This window comes from Clostridioides sp. ZZV14-6154, assembly GCF_020657785.1.
Classification (GTDB): Bacteria; Bacillota; Clostridia; order Peptostreptococcales; family Peptostreptococcaceae; genus Clostridioides.
In genome coordinates this window covers 1-17,177 of the sequence record NZ_JAGWCY010000007.1, presented here as the reverse complement: position 1 = coordinate 17,177, position 17,177 = coordinate 1, and the positions used below count along the sequence as shown (strand labels likewise).

Sequence of the window (17,177 nt, the reverse complement as noted above, 5' to 3'; positions counted from 1 at the left end):
TCTTTTCTATTTTTTATTTACTCATTTTCATTGTTTTCAAGTACATCACTAATATTCTTCATTGCATTAAGAGAAAGCTCAGCAAATTCATCAAATGGGATACCTATATCTTCTATACTTCTCATTGCATCTCTATTTACATTTGAAGCAAATCTTGTTTCTTTCATTCTTTTAATTACAGATTTTGTCTTTACACTTGTAAGTTTTTTATCTGGATAAACTAAAGCTATTGCAGTTATAAATCCAGTTATAGGGTCTGCTGCATATATAGCTTTTTCCATTAGGCTAGTTCTTGTAACTCCCATACCATCATGATGACCAAGTATTGCTCTATACATTTCTTCATCACCAAAATTTTCTTTTTTAAGAAGTTCTACAGTCGTTGTTGCATGACCTTCACAGATTTCTCCTGGCTTTCTTCCAACTATATCTGAATCCAAATCATGTAAAAGACCTGCAACTGCCCATTTTTCTTCTTTTTCTGGCTCTAGTCTTTTGGCTAAATCTTTCATAACTGCTTCAACTGCATAGCAATGTTTTCTCATTCTATCAGTTTCTAAATACTTAAATAAAATCTCTAAAGCTTCTTCTCTCATTTTCAGAAATCCCCCTGTTTTTTCATATATATGATATTTTTTTATATTAATATACATAAATTCAAGTTTTTTTATATATTTATGTATATTTTTCATGTTATATCTATTCTACACCTTTATAGTAGTGTCCTGCAACTGTTCCAATTTCGTCCAATTGCTTATATAAATTAGTAGCTTTTTCTCCAAGTTTATAATTATTGTTTAAAACCTCAATATGGGCTTCAATAACTTTTTTTACCATTTCACTATTTTCCACTGTAAAATCTATTCTAAATACATCTACTCCAATTTCATCTAATTCATAAAGATTGTCCAACATACAAGTGACCTTTGAATTGTAAATAGTGCTTCTACAGAATATATCTTGTGTTATCCTATAACTTGCATCTGTAAAATCTCTTAGAGCATAACTGCTCTCCTTACATTTAGCTACTCTCTTATCTTTTTTACAATCTCTAACAACAACCCCCATAGGACAGTATTCTGTGACCATCATAGGCGTATATCCATATATCACTGCTTCAATTTCTGCATCTGTATATTTTAACGTTTGTTCAATCTCACTTAAATTTAACTCTTGTGATAAACAAACCGTACTTGCTCCTACATCCCTAAAGTGATTTATACTTTCACTATTAAAAGAGTTCAAATAGCAATCTATATTTAGATTTTTATCTTTAAAATAATCCATAGAACCCCAATTGCCAACTTGAATTTTATTAAGCCCTTTTATGTTATCTAATATTTCAAACTGTTTATATTCTCTATTTCTAATAATTCTTGGTGCTGAATAGATTAATCTATCTTCAAGACTAGGTATTTCTTCACTTGAAGCCATTTCCAAAGCTTCAGATAACGTGTTTATATCTTCATAATAAATTAAATCTACATTATATTTTAGTACTGCTTCTAATTGCTCTAAATTCTTAACTTTAACTCTAAGTTTAGGAGTTGTATTAAATTCTTTATGTCGATTTATTTTAATTAGTCTGTATTTTAATTTGCTTTCCTTAAATTTTCTATCTTTTATCTTTATTCTTTCTTCATCCAAAAGCTCAATACAATCTCTTCTCATTTGATTTAATATACTTATAGGCATACTTACACCTTCATCTAAATCAATTTCTATATCTTTTAATTTATAAGGCGTATTTCCAAGTTTTTGAATCTGTGTTTCGATTTTTTCTTCACTTAAAGCAACCTTTATAGCTTTTTCAGCTACCTTTTCACCCTCTACAACTGCTTTATTACCACAAAAATCACTTATAGAAAGTACTGGTTTTTCACCCAATTTAATACTTACTTTTGCACTTATGTTAGTTTTTATAAGTTCTTTATCTTGCTGGAATGTAGACTGTACTTTGTCCATTAATTCACTGTCTGAAGTCTTGAATATAAGTTGATTTCTCTTTGCTTCCCCAATAAAATCTAATTCGATTAAATCTCCTTTGTGTGCTATTGTAGTTATCTCTCCATCTTTTATAACTCTTCCAATAGTCCCTCCACCTAAGTTGATTCCATCGCCTTTTTTAAGGGTATTCTCTAGTATCACTCTAAGTCTCTTTGTTTTTCTATTATGGTCTAAAACTTTTCCAACATATAGACCTTGATTGTTAGGTCTATCAGAATTCATTATATCCTTACCAACTTCACCTAATATATATCCTTTAGTAAACTTTCTATTGAAGATAGTATACAAATTATTTATTATTTCCTCAGAAATATTTATTTTATTCCTACTTATAAACTCATTAATCGCTTCTCTATACCCTGAAACTACAGTAGCTACATATTCTGGCTTTTTCATTCTTCCTTCAATTTTTAGAGATAATACTCCTGCTTCGATTATTTTATCTAAATCTTCTATAGTACTTAAATCTCTAGGACTTAATAAATACTCTCCATTACTATTTACTACTTCACCTGTATTTATATCTATTAACTCATATTTTTGTCTACATGGTTGTGCACATCTACCTCTGTTTCCAGACCTGTTTCCTATCATACTACTCATAAGACATTGACCTGAATAACATACACATAAAGCCCCATGCACAAATACTTCTATATCTACAGTTGTATTTTCACAAATCCATTTTATCTCATCAACATTTAATTCTCTTGCCAAGACCACTCTATCAAATCCTACACTTTGAAGGTATTTTACATCCTCTAATGAATGAGCTACCATCTGAGTACTTGCATGTAATTCAAAATCAGGTAGTAATTTTTTTATAAGCCTTGCCATACCTATATCTTGAACTATTAATGCATCAATATCTATATCATATAAAAATTTTACATACTCGACAAAATCATCTATCTCATACTGTTTTATCAATGTATTTACAGTGACAAATACTTGTACTCCTCTTATATGACAATATTTAACAGCTTCAATCAGTTCATTTCTATCAAAGTTATTTGCAGATGCTCTAGCACTAAAGTCTTTTCCACCTAAGTACACAGCATTTGCTCCATTTTGTACTGCTGCTTTCAGTGAATCAAAAGAGCCAACTGGTGCAAGTAATTCTATTTTTTTCATATTTTTCTCCTCTATTTATACTTATTAGGTTAATATAATTATATCTATAACATAAATATTTACATTAAATTTATACACTATTTACTATATAAAGTATATCAAATAATGACTCCATTTTTTTATCAATTTACATTAAGTTAATTTTCATTAAATGAATCATCTTTATTGATAAACATAATTCCAAAGACTACTGCCAAAATAAAGAAACATATTAGGATTGATTTTTCTACAAAAATTCTTGTAAAAAAAGTACCTAAAATAGCTCCAAATATAAAGAATATAATAATAGAATAATACTGCAAACTCTTTTTTATCATAAAAATATTCTTAGTCTGTATATAATGAAATAATGTTTCTGTCGCACTTCTTAAATTTCCAGTACACATTGTAGTTGCAAAACTATTTCCATTTACCTTTCTAAAACTCTCTACTTGCATTGAAGAAATAAAAGAAATAGCAATATTTACAAACATATTAAATTGCCCTCTAGGTACAAAAGAAACCACAAGTATTGTAATCATTTCAATTATAACGATAACTTGACGCCAATGAATCTTAGAATTCTTTTTAAAGTACTTTCTTATTTTCTCTGCTATAAATACACCTAACATAAATGCCAAAATAGGAATCAAGTAATAAAAAGATTTTTTTATATTACCTTCTGCTATATTAAGTCCTAGTAAGACTATGTTTCCAGTCTGTGCATTAGCAAATACTTTTCCTCTTACTACATAAGTATAAATATCTAAAAATCCTCCTATTATCGCCAATAAGGCACATAAGAAGAATGATTCAGACATCTGGCTCTGTTTTGTCATATATAAACATCTCACTTTCTACTGATAGATACCAAATCAAAATTCTTTTAGATATCATTTTTTATTTTAATATTAAAATAAAATTTTATATTTGCATACAATGTATACACTAGTTATATATACATTATATGTTATTTATATTTATTATTTATAAATTAAAAGAAGCTGTCTCAAAAAACAAGAGACAGCAAATCTTTTAATTTATTCCACGTTTTTTACATCATTATTTAACCCTGTACATTTTAGCTGTAAATCATAAGCCTTGTTTTGAAACTCAGAAGCTAAATTTTCAGCTATAGTAGCTCTTTCATTTGATTCTTCAAGCTGAGCAGTTAACTCTTCTATCTTGTTTTTATAAGCATCTAACTCGGCTTTAGAGCCTTCTGTTGTATTACTAAGTTCAAATATTTCTTGCTTTTTATTCTCTATAATCTCAATTAACTCTTTCATTTTAGCTTCAGTTTCACGATTTTCTGCTTCTTTCTCTGCTATTGTAAGTTTTAAAGATTTGATTTCTAATTGAAGCTCTTCGTTAGATGAACCAACCTTCTTGCTCAATTCTTCATTAGCTTTAATCAACCTCTCATTTTCATCTGAACATTCAAATAAAAGGTCTGATATATTTAATGCAGTTAATATTGCAGCAACTGATAAGCTTAGTTTCGGGTTTTGACGTGTTATCTTATCCATTTCTTTATCAACAAAATCAGCAATACTAATCATAAACTTCTCTGACTTGTCTCCAACCATTGGATACTCAACGCCATGGATTTTCACCATTACTTTGTTCATCCTAACCTCCCACGACATTAGTTGTTAATTTGATCTTAAGTTAGCATTCAATTTTTCGCTTAATTCACTTAATATCTTATCATGCACCTTAGCTACTTCTTCATCTGTTAGAGTCTTATCTTTGCTTCTATAAGTTATTGAATATGCAATTGATTTATATCCAGCTTCTATTTGAGAACCTTTGTAAACATCAAATAATTTGTAGCTTTCTACTAATCCTTGACCATTTTCCTTTATTATATCTTCTATTTGCTTTACAAATACATCATCCTTAACAATAAGAGCTATATCTCTTGATGTAGATGGATATTTTGGTAATGGCACATAATTCTTTGTTCTATCAGAATTATCAAATACAAAATCAATATCTATTTCAGCAACATAAACTCTTTGACCTAGATTGTAGTTTTCTATAACATCTGGATGCAATTCACCTAATGTACCTACATATTTATTATTATACACTATTTTAGCACATCTACCAGGGTGGAAGGTAGTATTATTATCTTGAGGTTCAATTTCATAATCTTTGAATCCTACATTAATAAGTACAGTTTCTATAGTTCCTTTTAATGCAAAGAAATCTACGTCCTTGCCATACATACCTACACACATTCTATTTACTTCCATAGGAAGTTCTGAATCTTGTGGTATGAATATATGTCCACACTCAAATGCTGATACTTCTTCTATTTTATGAGATACATTAGTTGATAAAACATCTAACATATTTGGTATTAAAGTAGTTCTCATTACAGAAGTTTCTTCTCCTAATGGGTTCATCAACTTAACAAAATTTCTCTTTATATTACCTTCTGGTACTCTTATCTTGTCAACTCCCTTAGGGCTTACAAATGAATATGTTAATATTTCGTTTAATCCTACAGCAGTTGAATTATTTTTTAGTGCTTCCATGAATTTTTGTTTTGAAGTTTTAACTCCTGCTGTTGTATTTCCTTCTAATTGTACAGAAGGTATATTTTCAAATCCATAAATTCTAGCTATTTCTTCCCATACATCAGCTTCTTGTTCCATATCTGTTCTGAAACTTGGTACATCTACTTCTAGCTTATCATCAGCAATTAAATTACATTTAAATTCTAATGATTCTAAAATTCCTACAAACTGTTCCATTGGAACATCTACACCTAAAAGATGGTTGATTCTTTGAGGATTTACCACCAATTTTTTAGGTTCTGGTTTATTTGGATATACATCAACAGTTCCTTTTAATACTTTTCCTGCTCCTAACATCTCAACAAGTTGTACAGCTCTATTTGCTGCTATTTCTGCAAGATTAGGGTCTAAGGCTTTTTCATTTCTTGAAGATGCTTCTGACCTAATTCCCACTTTTTTAGCTGTCATTCTTATGTTTTCTGGTTTGAAATTGGCACTTTCGAAAAGTACAGTCTTTGTCTTATCAGTTATTTCTGAGTTTGCACCACCCATTACACCAGCTAGACCAAGTGACTTTTCTCCATTTGTTATAACTAACATATCTTTGTCTAATGTTCTTTCAACATCATCTAGTGTTACAAGCTTTTCTCCGTCTTTAGCAGTTCTTACTACTATTCTTCCTGTTTCTACTTGGTTTATATCAAAAGCATGAAGTGGTTGACCAAGCTCTAACATTACAAAGTTCGTTATATCAACTATGTTGCTTATAGGTCTTACACCTGCTTCTGTAAGTCTTCTTTGCATCCAGTATGGAGAAGGTTCTATTTTTACATCAGTTACCATTCTGGCAACATATCTTCTACATAAATCTGGATTATCTATCTCAACTTTGAAGTCTATTTCTTCATCACTTTCTTTTACTTCTATTTCAGGATATTTTACTTTTGTTCCTATAGTTGCAGCTGCTTCTCTAGCTATACCCATCATACATTTGCAGTCAGGTCTGTTTGAAGTTAATTCAAAATCTATTAAAGCATCATTTAATCCTAAAACATCTTTTACATCTTTTCCTAATTCATAAGAGTCTTCGTGGTCTAAAATATATATACCACCTCTTTTGTATTCTTCAATATAATGTTCATCTATACCTAATTCAGCTGCTGAACACATCATACCATCTGATAATTCCCCTCTGAAGTCAGTTTGTGTAATTTCAACTCCTCCAGGTAATTTAGAACCATTTACAGCTACTGGAATATAATCTCCTTCTGATATATTTGTAGCTCCTGTAACTATTTGAACAACTTTCTCTCCAACATCTACTTTAGTTACAACTAACTTATCAGCATTTGGATGTTGTTTTATTTCTAAAATCTTTCCAACTAATATATTTTCTACTTCTTCACCATAATAATCTATTGTTTCAACTTTAGTTCCTGTCATTGTCATTTTATCAGCGAACTCTTTTACATCCATGTCTATATCAACATAGTCTCTAAGCCATTTTAAAGATACTAACATCTACACACCCTCCTAATTAAAATTGATTTAAGAATCTCATATCATTTTCGAATAATAATCTAATATCATCTATTTCATATTTAAGCATTGCAAGTCTTTCAACCCCAACTCCAAATGCAAATCCACTGTAAACTTCTGGGTCTATTCCACAATTTCTAAGTACATTTGGATGAACCATACCTGAACCTAATATTTCTATCCAACCTTCATACTTACACATTGGACAACCTTTACCACCACATTTGAAACAAGTAACATCAACCTCTGCACTTGGTTCTGTAAATGGGAAGTTATGAGGTCTAAACTTAGTTTTGATATCAGAACCAAACAATTTTTCAACGAAGATATCCATAGTTCCTTTAAATTCTGCCATAGTAACATCTTTTCCAACAACAAGCCCTTCTATTTGATGGAACATTGGTGAATGTGTCGCATCTGGTGAATCAAATCTAAAGCATCTACCTGGTGCTATTACTTTAATTGGTAACTCTTGACTTCTCATAGATCTTACTTGAACTGGAGACGTTTGAGTTCTAAGTAATACACCATCATTGATATAGAATGTATCACTCATATCTCTTGATGGATGGTCTTTAGGAGCGTTTAATGCATCAAAGTTATTTTCTACTGTTTCAACTTCTGGACCTTCTGCTATAGAGAATCCCATTCCGATAAATATATCTGTTACTTCATCTATAATTTGAGTTATTGGATGTTTCTTTCCAACTTTTAATACTTTTCCAGGTTGAGTAACATCTATTACTTCTTCTCTTAATTTTCTTTCTTTTTCAATAGCATTTATTTCTTCTTTTTTAGAATTTATGCTAAGTTCAATATTCTCTCTTACATCATTGGCAACTTTTCCAACTACTGGTCTTTCTTCAGCAGATAATTTACCCATCTCTTTAAGTATGGCAGTTATCTCACCTTTTTTTCCTAAATACTTAACTCTTAAACTTTCTACACTTTCTATGCTTTGTGCCTCTTTTATTTCAGCTAAAGCTGCTTCACGTAAAGCAAGTAATTTTTCTTGCACACATATCACCCTTTCGTTTTTTTGTATAAAAAAAGCCCCTCAATCCCTGTCTAGGGACGAAAGGCTATAGTTTCGCGGTACCACCCTAGTAGTTTAACAATCTAAAAATCATCAAACCACCTCTAACAAACTTAACGCGTTTTTCACGTCAAAGCCTACTATCAAATTTCAGCTTTGTTACTCCAGAGGGAACTTCTCCTGACCTCTTAGAAAACACTCCCAGCCTCGGTGTTTATCTCTTTACTAAGTTTAATCAAAATACTTTCCTCTTTCATTGCATTTACAATATTATATTGTTTATTTTAGTATTATATCATTTATATCTACATTTTGTGATTATCTTATTGTGACTATTTTAAAGTACAATCACATAATATTTTTATCAATCATTTTTAAAATATATTGACTATTTTTGATACTCTACTATTTAATTCAAGATTATAACACGACATTATATTTATTACAATACATTAAATTAAGTATTTTTTTATTTCATACATCAGTATAGCAGAACTTATTGCGGCATTTAACGACTCAGCTTTGCCATATATAGGTATTTTAACCAAAATATCAGATTTTGATACAAGCTCTTCATTTATCCCATTTGCTTCGTTTCCTATCACCAAAGCTACTTTTGAGCCATAGTCTATTTTGTCATAAAAATTATCTGTATTTAAATAACTTGAAACTATATTAAACCCTTGTGATTTAAGTACATCTGCAGTCTCATCTTGTAGGGCATTAATTATATTCATATCAAAAATAGAACCCATAGTTGACCTAATTACCTTTGGATTGTATATATCGACACATCCCTTTAGTGCTATTATTGCATCTACTCCAGCAGAGTCAGCAGTCCTTATTATGGTCCCCATATTTCCTGGGTCTTGTATTCTGTCTAAAATCAATACAAACTTATCTTTTTCATTTATACTTTCTTTTAAATTTTTTTCCTTAAATGAAACTACACCTATTATACCTTGAGTATTTTCTGTGTCTACAAGTTCTTTAAAATTTTTATTAGTAGTCTTATATACATTTGTGTTTTTTTTATCTAAGTTTTCTAATAGTTCCACGTGTTCCTTTTTATTTTCAAAGTCCTCATGGATAAATACATAATCAAGATTTGCATTACATTCAAGTGCAAGCACTACTATTCTGTACCCTTCTATTATGAACTTTGACTCTTTTGTTCTATTTTTTGACTTTAACAGTGCTTTAGTATATTTTAATTTTTCATTATCCTTACTGCTTATAGTTGTAATCATTTTATCTAAATGCTAACTTAATATTAGCACAACCTCCTTATCATTCTTTATCCTACTTTTAAAATCTTGATTTCGATTAAAACTCTATTCTCAATTAAAATAAAAATAGTATCATATAACTATTCATAATTATATGATACTATCTACTTTCATTGCAATCAAATATATCTTAAATAATAAACTATCTTCTTCTAATTATACCCTTATTTCCAGATGTAATAGCTGTTATACTAGTATTTTGACCAATTATAACCAATATACTTCCAGCTGTAAGTTCCTCGTCAGGAGAAGGTGTCACATTTATATTTTTACCAGTCTTGATGGCAAGCACAGTTATCTCATATCTAGCTCTAAGCTCAAGTTCTACAAGTGTTTTACCAACCCAATCATTTGGAGTTACGATTTCAACAATTGAATATTCTGGGTCAAGTTCAATATGGTCTAATATATTGTCAGAAACTAAATTATGTGCAACTCTTACTCCCATATCTCTTTCTGGGAATACAACTCTATCTGCACCAATCTTATAAAGAACTTTGGCTTGTAATTCATCTTTTGCCTTACATATTATCAACTCTACGCCCATTTCTTTGGCTATAAGAGTCGCCATTATAGATGCTCTTATATCAGAACCTATTGCAACTACTGCTACATCAAAGTTACCTAGACCCAATGATCTTAATGCTTGTTCCTCAGTAACATCCACTATAAGTGAATGCGTTACTTTATCAGATATACTTTGGACTGAATCTTCATTTTTATCTATTGCCATTACTTGATGTCCTAAAAGATGCATAGTAGATGCAACTGAACTTCCAAATCTCCCACACCCAATGACTATATATTGCTTCATCTCGAAACTTCCTCCCTAACACACAATTTGTATAATATCTATTAAATTAACTTTTATATAGATAAATTAATTTAATTTTTATATTTAATATTTTTGTTTTATTTGATTAATCATATCTAAATTTATTTCCTAGATTATTACTATCATTAGTTAATTTATTTAATTAATCACATCTAAGTTTATTTTCCTATATTATATATCATTATTAATCAATTTATCTCATAAATGGTACTCTATCCAACCATAATCTTCCCTTCTGCGTATCTAACTGGCTGACTCTTTCTTTTCCCTCCAGAAAGTATAGCCATAAATAAAGTAAGAGAACCAACTCTCCCCATAAACATAAAGATTATTATTATAACCTTACCTAAAGCATTTAGGTTTGAACTTCCAGCTAAACTTGAACCAACTGTAGCTAGTGCTGAAGTAACCTCAAATGCTGATTGAACTAGCGTAAACTTAGGTTGAGTTATTGAAATAATCAAAGTTCCAAAAATAACTGCGGATATACTAATTACAAATATCCCTAGAGATTTTTTTATAGTTGCTGGAGCTAGTCTTCTCTCAAAAGCTTCTATATCAGATTTTCCTGATAAAAAACTTCTAACTGTAATTATTAATACTGCTAATGTTGTTGTTTTGATACCTCCACCAGTAGATGCAGGTGATGCTCCAATAAACATCAAAATTATCATTATAAATATACTACTTTCTCGTAAAGTAGCTAAATCAAGTGTATTAAAACCAGCCGTTCTTGCTGTTACTGATTGAAATATCGCTGATAATATTTTCCCTTTTACAGGTAATTCTGCCATAGTGGCCTTTTGGTTAAACTCTATAAGAAAAATAAATATTGCACCTACTAAAATAAGTATTACAGTTGAAAATAAAACAACTTTAGAATGCACATTTAATTTTGAAAATCTTTTTTTTCTTACAATATCAAGGACAACTGGAAATCCTAATCCACCTAACACTATAAGTGCGCAAATAGTCATTGATACTGTAACATTGTTTACATAAGAATTTAGCGATGTAAATGGCCCACTTACACTACCCATTAAATCAAATCCGGCATTACAAAACGCTGATATTGCATGAAATATGCTATACCATATTCCTCTAGATAAACCAAATTGTGGAATAAAGACAGTTGATAAAACTAGTGCACCTATTCCCTCTATTGTTATAGTTATTATTAATACAAATCTTGTAAGTCTTACTAGCCCTGATAAATCTGCTTGGTTTAATGATTCTTGTATCAATAATCTTTCTCTTAGTTGTATTTTTTTTCGTGCCATAAGTGAAAACATTGTAGCTACGGTCATAAATCCAAGACCACCAATTTGTATCAATGTTATTATTACTATCTGTCCAAATAAACTCCAATAAGTTGCTGTATCTACCATAACGAGACCAGTAACACAAACCGCTGAAGTAGCTGTAAATAGAGCATTTAATAAGCCTATACTCTCTCTACTCTGTGACGATATCGGGAGTGTTAACAATATGGCTCCAATTAAAATAATTGCTGCAAACCCAGATACCATTATTTGAGTAGGTCGCATTCCATCTGCGTAGAGAATAAGTCTTCTAACTATTGTTTTCAACTTTCTTTATACCTCCTTAACATAAAATCATTACTGTTAAGACCTTTAATTTGTTTATTTTTAGAGCTTTCCTCTAAATTATTATTCTATTATAGTATAAATATTGTATAAAGACAATGATATGAATTTTTATAATTTTTGTTTGGAATATTGCAAATTTTTATATATGTCTTTTAATTTCAATTACATCAAAAATTCCTATATTTTTTGCATATAATAAGTATAATATTAGAATAGTTTTTCGCATTTTGTACTTAAAATTTATTTATCATTTTACCAATACAATTTTCATATACTTTTTTGAAGTTAAGTTTTTATATTATTTATAATCTTGTCCATATTTTTATGTTAAATTTTCTTAATATGCATTTTTTATATTTAATATAGTAAAATAACTAATAACTATATCCATGATTGGAGGATTTCTATGATTAAATCCAAGAAAAGATTATTTATTTCTCTAATTTTAATTGTAATTTTTATTATATTTGCATTATACATAAAAAATTATACTAATGATTCAAAAAAAGATTCAGTTAGAGGAACTATTCCTTTTGAAAAAATGGAATATAAGCGTCCTGATATAAAGTCAGTATGCGAAAATATTAACACATATAACGACAAACTTTTAACATGTAAAAATGCCAAAGAGCAATTGAACGTATTTAATAATGTCGATAAGATTTACCAAGACTTCTATAGTACACTTACTATAGCAAAACTTAGAAACAATATAGATTCATCAGATGAATTTTACTCTAAGGAATACAAGTACCTTATGAGTAAATCTGTGGATGTTGACATGGCATACAAAGATTTTCAGGATACATTTGTAAATTCTAAGTTTTCTAAAGAACTAAAAAAAGAAATTGGAAAAGATGGATTTAATTATTTAAAAAACATTGGAAAGCTTAATTCAGAAGAAGTCGAAAACCTACTTAAAAAAGAGCAAGACTTAGTTGTTAGATATGAAGACTTATTATCTAAGTCTACTGTATCAGTAGATGGAATGGAAATAGATTTTGAAGAAGCTATGTCAAAACCCAATCTTAGTTATGAAGAATATGTAAAAATTTATTCAGATTACTTAAAAAAATACAACCCTATATTTGGTAATATTTTTTTAGAGCTTGTGCAGACGAGAACTGAGATAGCAACTAAACTAGGTTTTAAGAATTATACCGATTATGCTTATTTAAATTTAAATAAAGATTACTCCCAAGAGGATGCAAGAAAATTTAGAAGTGAGGTAAAAGAGTATATAGTTCCATTATATATGAAAGTTACATCACAACCTTCTGACTCTTCTATTTATATTAAGGCATATAAGAATCGTTCATTTAGAAAATTTGATAAAGTACTTGAAGATATATCTCCAAAATTAAAAGAGTGTTTTAATTACATGAAAAAATATGACTTATACGATTATTCTTCTGGAAAGAACAAATCACCTGGAGGTTATACTACTTATATAAACAAGTACAAAGCACCCTTTTTATTTAATACATGGGACAATTCTTTTTTAGGTGTTACTAGCTTTGCCCATGAGTTTGGTCATTTTTATAATTACTACAACAGTATTAACTTAAATAATACGATACAGCCAAGTATTGATATATGCGAAGTTCATTCTACATCTTTAGAAATTTTATTTTACAAGTATTTTGATGAATTCTTTGGGAAACAATCTGAAGCCATAAAAAAGGAACACTTATCGATTGTTTTAAATACTATTATTGATGCTTGTCTTTACGATGAGTTTCAAGAAATTATATATAAAAACCCATATATGAGCTTAAATGATATCAATAAACTATTTTTTGACTTAGAAGAAGAATATGGAGTATCTAATAAGATACTTAAAGACAAAAATGCTCCATTTTGGATACTTGTATCTCATAACTTCCAAGTTCCTTTTTACTATTTAAGCTATGGCCTTGCATCTGATGTATCTCTTCAAATATGGGAGTTATCACAGGATGACTATAGAAAAGCTGTTGATGTATACATGGATTTTTTAAATCAAAATACAGATGCAGGATTTAAAGATGTAGTAGAAAAAGTTAATCTACAATCTCCTTTTGAAAGCGGAAACTTGGAGGAAATAAGCTCAGCTTTATACGATTATTTTGGTCTAGAGAACCCTCTTGAATTAGAAAATGCTTCTTAACATTTAATAATAAAAACGTCAGAAATTTTATAAGCCTTTGCTTTTATTACTTCTGACGTTTTGTATATTTGCCCAGTTAGATTAATATTTTTTTATGTACATAATTAAAAGAATTATAGTAATCAATAAAAACACACCTGTAAAAATAGCACTATTCATGTGAAATTTAATAGAACTTGTATCTGTTACCTTGTTATTTCTAATCCAAAAACCACAAATCATAGTTGAAATAAAAAATAAAGCAGTAATAATACTTGCACCAATAGTTATAAGTTTCATTTTACATCATCCCCTTTGATAATATTTTCTATTAAAATATCAATAAAATTATCTCTCTGATGTTTAACTTTTATATTTGTACCACTATATAATTGAAATGATTCTGGTGATAAAGCCGCCATTTGTATAGGTAAAATAATTTGTAAGGCAATAGTTCTTAAACTCATTTCGTCTTTTTCGTCCCCAAATATATTACGAAGTATAGGAATGATAGCAAGTTGTGCCTGCATATTTCCATTGATTATACATTGATTCAATATAAAAGGTAGTACCTTATCATAATGTATACCAATATCACACAGTCTCTTCAATAAATCCTTTAAGTTCTCAACAGAATCTAGAGTATATACACTATCATACGATAACTCTGTTATTATATTTGACATTGTATCTCCTATTGCTATACTCAATAAATTATCTTTAGTCTTAAAATGATAATTTATTAATCCAACTCCAACCCCTGCACGTTCAGCAATTTGACGAACTGTAATCTTATCAACATCCTCTACTTCTTCTAAAATCCTTAATGTAACTTCAATTATACGCTCTCTCGCATCTTTATCTTTTTCTTTATTTATCATAACATACCTCCAAAACATTTACATTTTTTGTTCTGAATATGTTCAGTATAATGGTTTTTTTATTATATGTCAATATATAATTTTTAGTTGACTCTACCACTATGATATGGTTTATATTGAGATTGAGCTCAAAAATAATACCTTTATAAAGGAGATATAAATATGTTTAAGATAGGCGATTTTTCAAAACTTAGTAAAATTAGTATTCGCATGCTACGTCACTATGATGAAATTGGACTTTTAATACCAACTCATATAAATAAAATTAATGGTTATAGATACTACAGTGCAAATCAACTTTCCACTACAAATAGAATCCATGCCTTAAAAGATATGGGATTTAGCTTATCTTCTATCAAAGAAATTTTGACGGAATACAATGATAGAGAAAGCTTGATAAGGTATTTAAATATCCACCATTCTCAAGTAAGAGAACATCTAGAAGACACGCAAAAAAAACTATTAAAAATAGAAACTACTATTGAGAGAATTGAAAGGATTGATATTATGAAAAATTATGATGTAACTATAAAAGACTTTGCTCCAAAATATATGATGACTTTAAGAAGAACTATACCTACTTATCAAGATGAAGGAATGCTATGGCATCAATTATGCTCAGAAACAAAAGGGCATAATGTACAAGTTGATGTTCCTAACTATTCTAAAGCAGTCTTTTATGATGTTGGGTATAAAGAAAATTATGTTGATGTTGAGATACAACTTGCTGTATCTGGAAATTATAAAGATACTGAAAATGTTAAGTTTAGAACTGTTCCAAGTGTAACTGCTGCAACTGCTATTGTAAAAGGAAACTTCAATCAACTTACAGATGCTTGTGAGGCTATTGGTAATTGGATATCTGACAATAACTATGATGTAGATGGCCCTATGTTTAATATTTATCATATAGGACCTGGTCAAGACAGTAATTCTGATAATTGGGTAACAGAAGTATGCTTTCCAGTTAGAAAAAAATAAGTTTCAATGATGTTTTATTTATGTAATATTTGTATTCTAGCTCTTGTTGTACTTCTTTATAAGTCTTTTAAACATAGATTCATACTTTAAGTACTACTTTTGAATAAACATCCCAATTAATGACTAAGAAATTGCTATAACCATCAATTACAATCGGCTTTAGATTCTTTCGTTTTTTCAAACTTTGCTAGAATGTCTGACAAGCTTCCTAACTAATAGGAACTTGTTAGACCTCACATTTTATTTCTTCACTGAGTATAAATATCCTTTGTTAAACTTACAAACTAGCGAATAATATTTATTTTTATTCTAATATCTTATTTTCCAAACATCGAACTACTAATAGCAAAAGTGTATTTTTTCATAGCATTGTTAACTACTCTATTGAAAGTACCATATTCACATTCTCACCTTCTGGATAATCACCTTGACCCCATTTACCGAAATGTTTCCCATAATAATCTTTAGGATTAAAACAATCACTTACCACAAAACCACATTTTTCATAGGCCTTTATAGCACGAGGATTTTTAATCCATGGTCGAATAATAAATGTGCCTATCTCATAGTCTCTAGTCAAGCTGTCAATTAACAACTTCATAGCTTTTGAACCAATCCCCTTACCAGTATATTTCATTGAACGCAACCACATATCTAGCTCCATATTAGGTATCTTCCCATCATTGTATGCATGAGAAATGGTCCCCACAATTTGATTATCATATTCTATAAGCAAGTATTTATTAAGACCAGGAGTACTACTAAAAAAGTAAGATTCTTCATCATGAATGTCAGACCAGTCAAAATCCTCTTTATTATCAAACATTGACTTCCATATCTCATCTTCCTCAAATGCCATATCATATATTAGTTTTCTATCAGAATCTTCAGCTTGAACTACTCCACCTTAATTACCTTCGGTAATGTTTGAAGGTGGATATTCCTATTCGATAGCACTTTTGCACTAAGCATTCATAGGCTCTAAGGGCTGTTCCATCCCCACTAATCTTAATCCTTCTTTTAGTATATTTATGCTGGCATTTATATCTCTGTCATGCTGTGTATGGCACTCTGAACAAACCCACTTTCTAAGTGATAAGTTTTTTACATCTTTATTTCTATGAGCACATACACTACATAACTGACTTGATGGATATGTATTTCCTATTACAGAAATTAATCTCCCATACCAAGTAGCTTTATACTCAAGTAACCTTCTAAATTCATACC

Annotated in this window: 14 protein-coding genes, 1 pseudogene and 1 other annotated feature; of the genes and pseudogenes, 2 read left to right on the top strand and 13 right to left on the bottom strand. The window is 29.5% G+C overall.

Features of this window, described 5'->3' with window-relative positions; translation table 11 throughout:
• Positions 1-17 precede the first annotated feature (17 nt).
• The 9 genes from KGF45_RS14120 to KGF45_RS14080 all read right to left on the bottom strand — a co-directional run bounded on the left by KGF45_RS14120 (position 18) and on the right by KGF45_RS14080 (position 11,936).
• Complete coding sequence (locus tag KGF45_RS14120; RefSeq protein WP_227829454.1) at positions 18-596, bottom strand: HD domain-containing protein; 579 nt, start codon at positions 594-596, stop codon at positions 18-20.
• Between the two features lie 103 nt (positions 597-699).
• Complete coding sequence (locus KGF45_RS14115) at positions 700-3,141, bottom strand: U32 family peptidase (protein WP_227842773.1); 2,442 nt, start codon at positions 3,139-3,141, stop codon at positions 700-702.
• A 137-nt stretch (positions 3,142-3,278) separates the two neighbouring features.
• A complete protein-coding gene (locus KGF45_RS14110; protein WP_227829452.1) occupies positions 3,279-3,959 on the bottom strand; it encodes a YoaK family protein in 681 nt (226 codons plus the stop codon).
• 201 nt (positions 3,960-4,160) lie between these two features.
• Positions 4,161-4,751 (bottom strand): cell division protein ZapA, encoded by a 591-nt coding sequence (gene zapA / locus KGF45_RS14105; protein WP_227829451.1) that lies wholly within the window; start codon positions 4,749-4,751, stop codon positions 4,161-4,163.
• A gap of 24 nt (positions 4,752-4,775) precedes the next feature.
• Complete coding sequence (gene pheT, locus KGF45_RS14100) at positions 4,776-7,169, bottom strand: phenylalanine--tRNA ligase subunit beta (protein ID WP_227829450.1); 2,394 nt, start codon at positions 7,167-7,169, stop codon at positions 4,776-4,778.
• 16 nt (positions 7,170-7,185) lie between these two features.
• Entirely contained in the window at positions 7,186-8,205 is a 1,020-nt protein-coding gene (gene pheS, locus KGF45_RS14095) for a phenylalanine--tRNA ligase subunit alpha (protein WP_227829449.1), read from the bottom strand.
• A 49-nt stretch (positions 8,206-8,254) separates the two neighbouring features.
• Positions 8,255-8,489 (bottom strand) — a binding site (T-box leader).
• Between the two features lie 186 nt (positions 8,490-8,675).
• Positions 8,676-9,473 carry a TrmH family RNA methyltransferase gene (locus KGF45_RS14090; RefSeq protein WP_227829448.1) on the bottom strand — a complete coding sequence of 266 codons (798 nt, stop codon included), beginning with the start codon at positions 9,471-9,473 and terminating at the stop codon, positions 8,676-8,678.
• A gap of 181 nt (positions 9,474-9,654) precedes the next feature.
• On the bottom strand, positions 9,655-10,326 hold the full coding sequence (locus tag KGF45_RS14085) for a potassium channel family protein (protein WP_227829447.1): 672 nt from the start codon (positions 10,324-10,326) through the stop codon (positions 9,655-9,657).
• 233 nt (positions 10,327-10,559) lie between these two features.
• Entirely contained in the window at positions 10,560-11,936 is a 1,377-nt protein-coding gene (locus KGF45_RS14080; RefSeq protein ID WP_227829446.1) for a TrkH family potassium uptake protein, read from the bottom strand.
• Between the two features lie 427 nt (positions 11,937-12,363).
• Here KGF45_RS14080 and KGF45_RS14075 point away from each other — a divergent pair, with 427 nt between their 5' ends.
• The gene (locus tag KGF45_RS14075; RefSeq protein WP_227842772.1) at positions 12,364-14,106 is read left to right on the top strand and encodes a peptidase M3; all 1,743 of its coding nucleotides are present in this window, start codon (positions 12,364-12,366) and stop codon (positions 14,104-14,106) included.
• 81 nt (positions 14,107-14,187) lie between these two features.
• Here the strand turns inward: KGF45_RS14075 and KGF45_RS14070 are convergent, their stop codons facing one another.
• Together KGF45_RS14070 and KGF45_RS14065 are read right to left on the bottom strand one after the other, a co-directional pair.
• Complete coding sequence (locus KGF45_RS14070) at positions 14,188-14,385, bottom strand: hypothetical protein (protein WP_227829444.1); 198 nt, start codon at positions 14,383-14,385, stop codon at positions 14,188-14,190.
• Entirely contained in the window at positions 14,382-14,966 is a 585-nt protein-coding gene (locus tag KGF45_RS14065) for a TetR/AcrR family transcriptional regulator (RefSeq protein WP_227829443.1), read from the bottom strand. Before KGF45_RS14065 ends, KGF45_RS14070 begins: the two co-directional genes overlap by 4 nt.
• Before the next feature lie 162 nt (positions 14,967-15,128).
• Between KGF45_RS14065 and KGF45_RS14060 the strand changes: the two genes are divergently transcribed.
• Positions 15,129-15,947, top strand: a complete 819-nt coding sequence (locus KGF45_RS14060; protein WP_227829442.1) for a MerR family transcriptional regulator — start codon at positions 15,129-15,131, stop codon at positions 15,945-15,947.
• Positions 15,948-16,323: 376 nt separating this feature from the next.
• Here the strand turns inward: KGF45_RS14060 and KGF45_RS14055 are convergent.
• A pseudogene (locus tag KGF45_RS14055) lies at positions 16,324-16,821 on the bottom strand (GNAT family N-acetyltransferase); the annotation flags it as partial.
• Positions 16,822-16,911: 90 nt separating this feature from the next.
• The coding region (locus tag KGF45_RS14050) for a transposase (RefSeq protein WP_227842771.1) at positions 16,912-17,177 on the bottom strand (266 nt) is incomplete at its 5' end.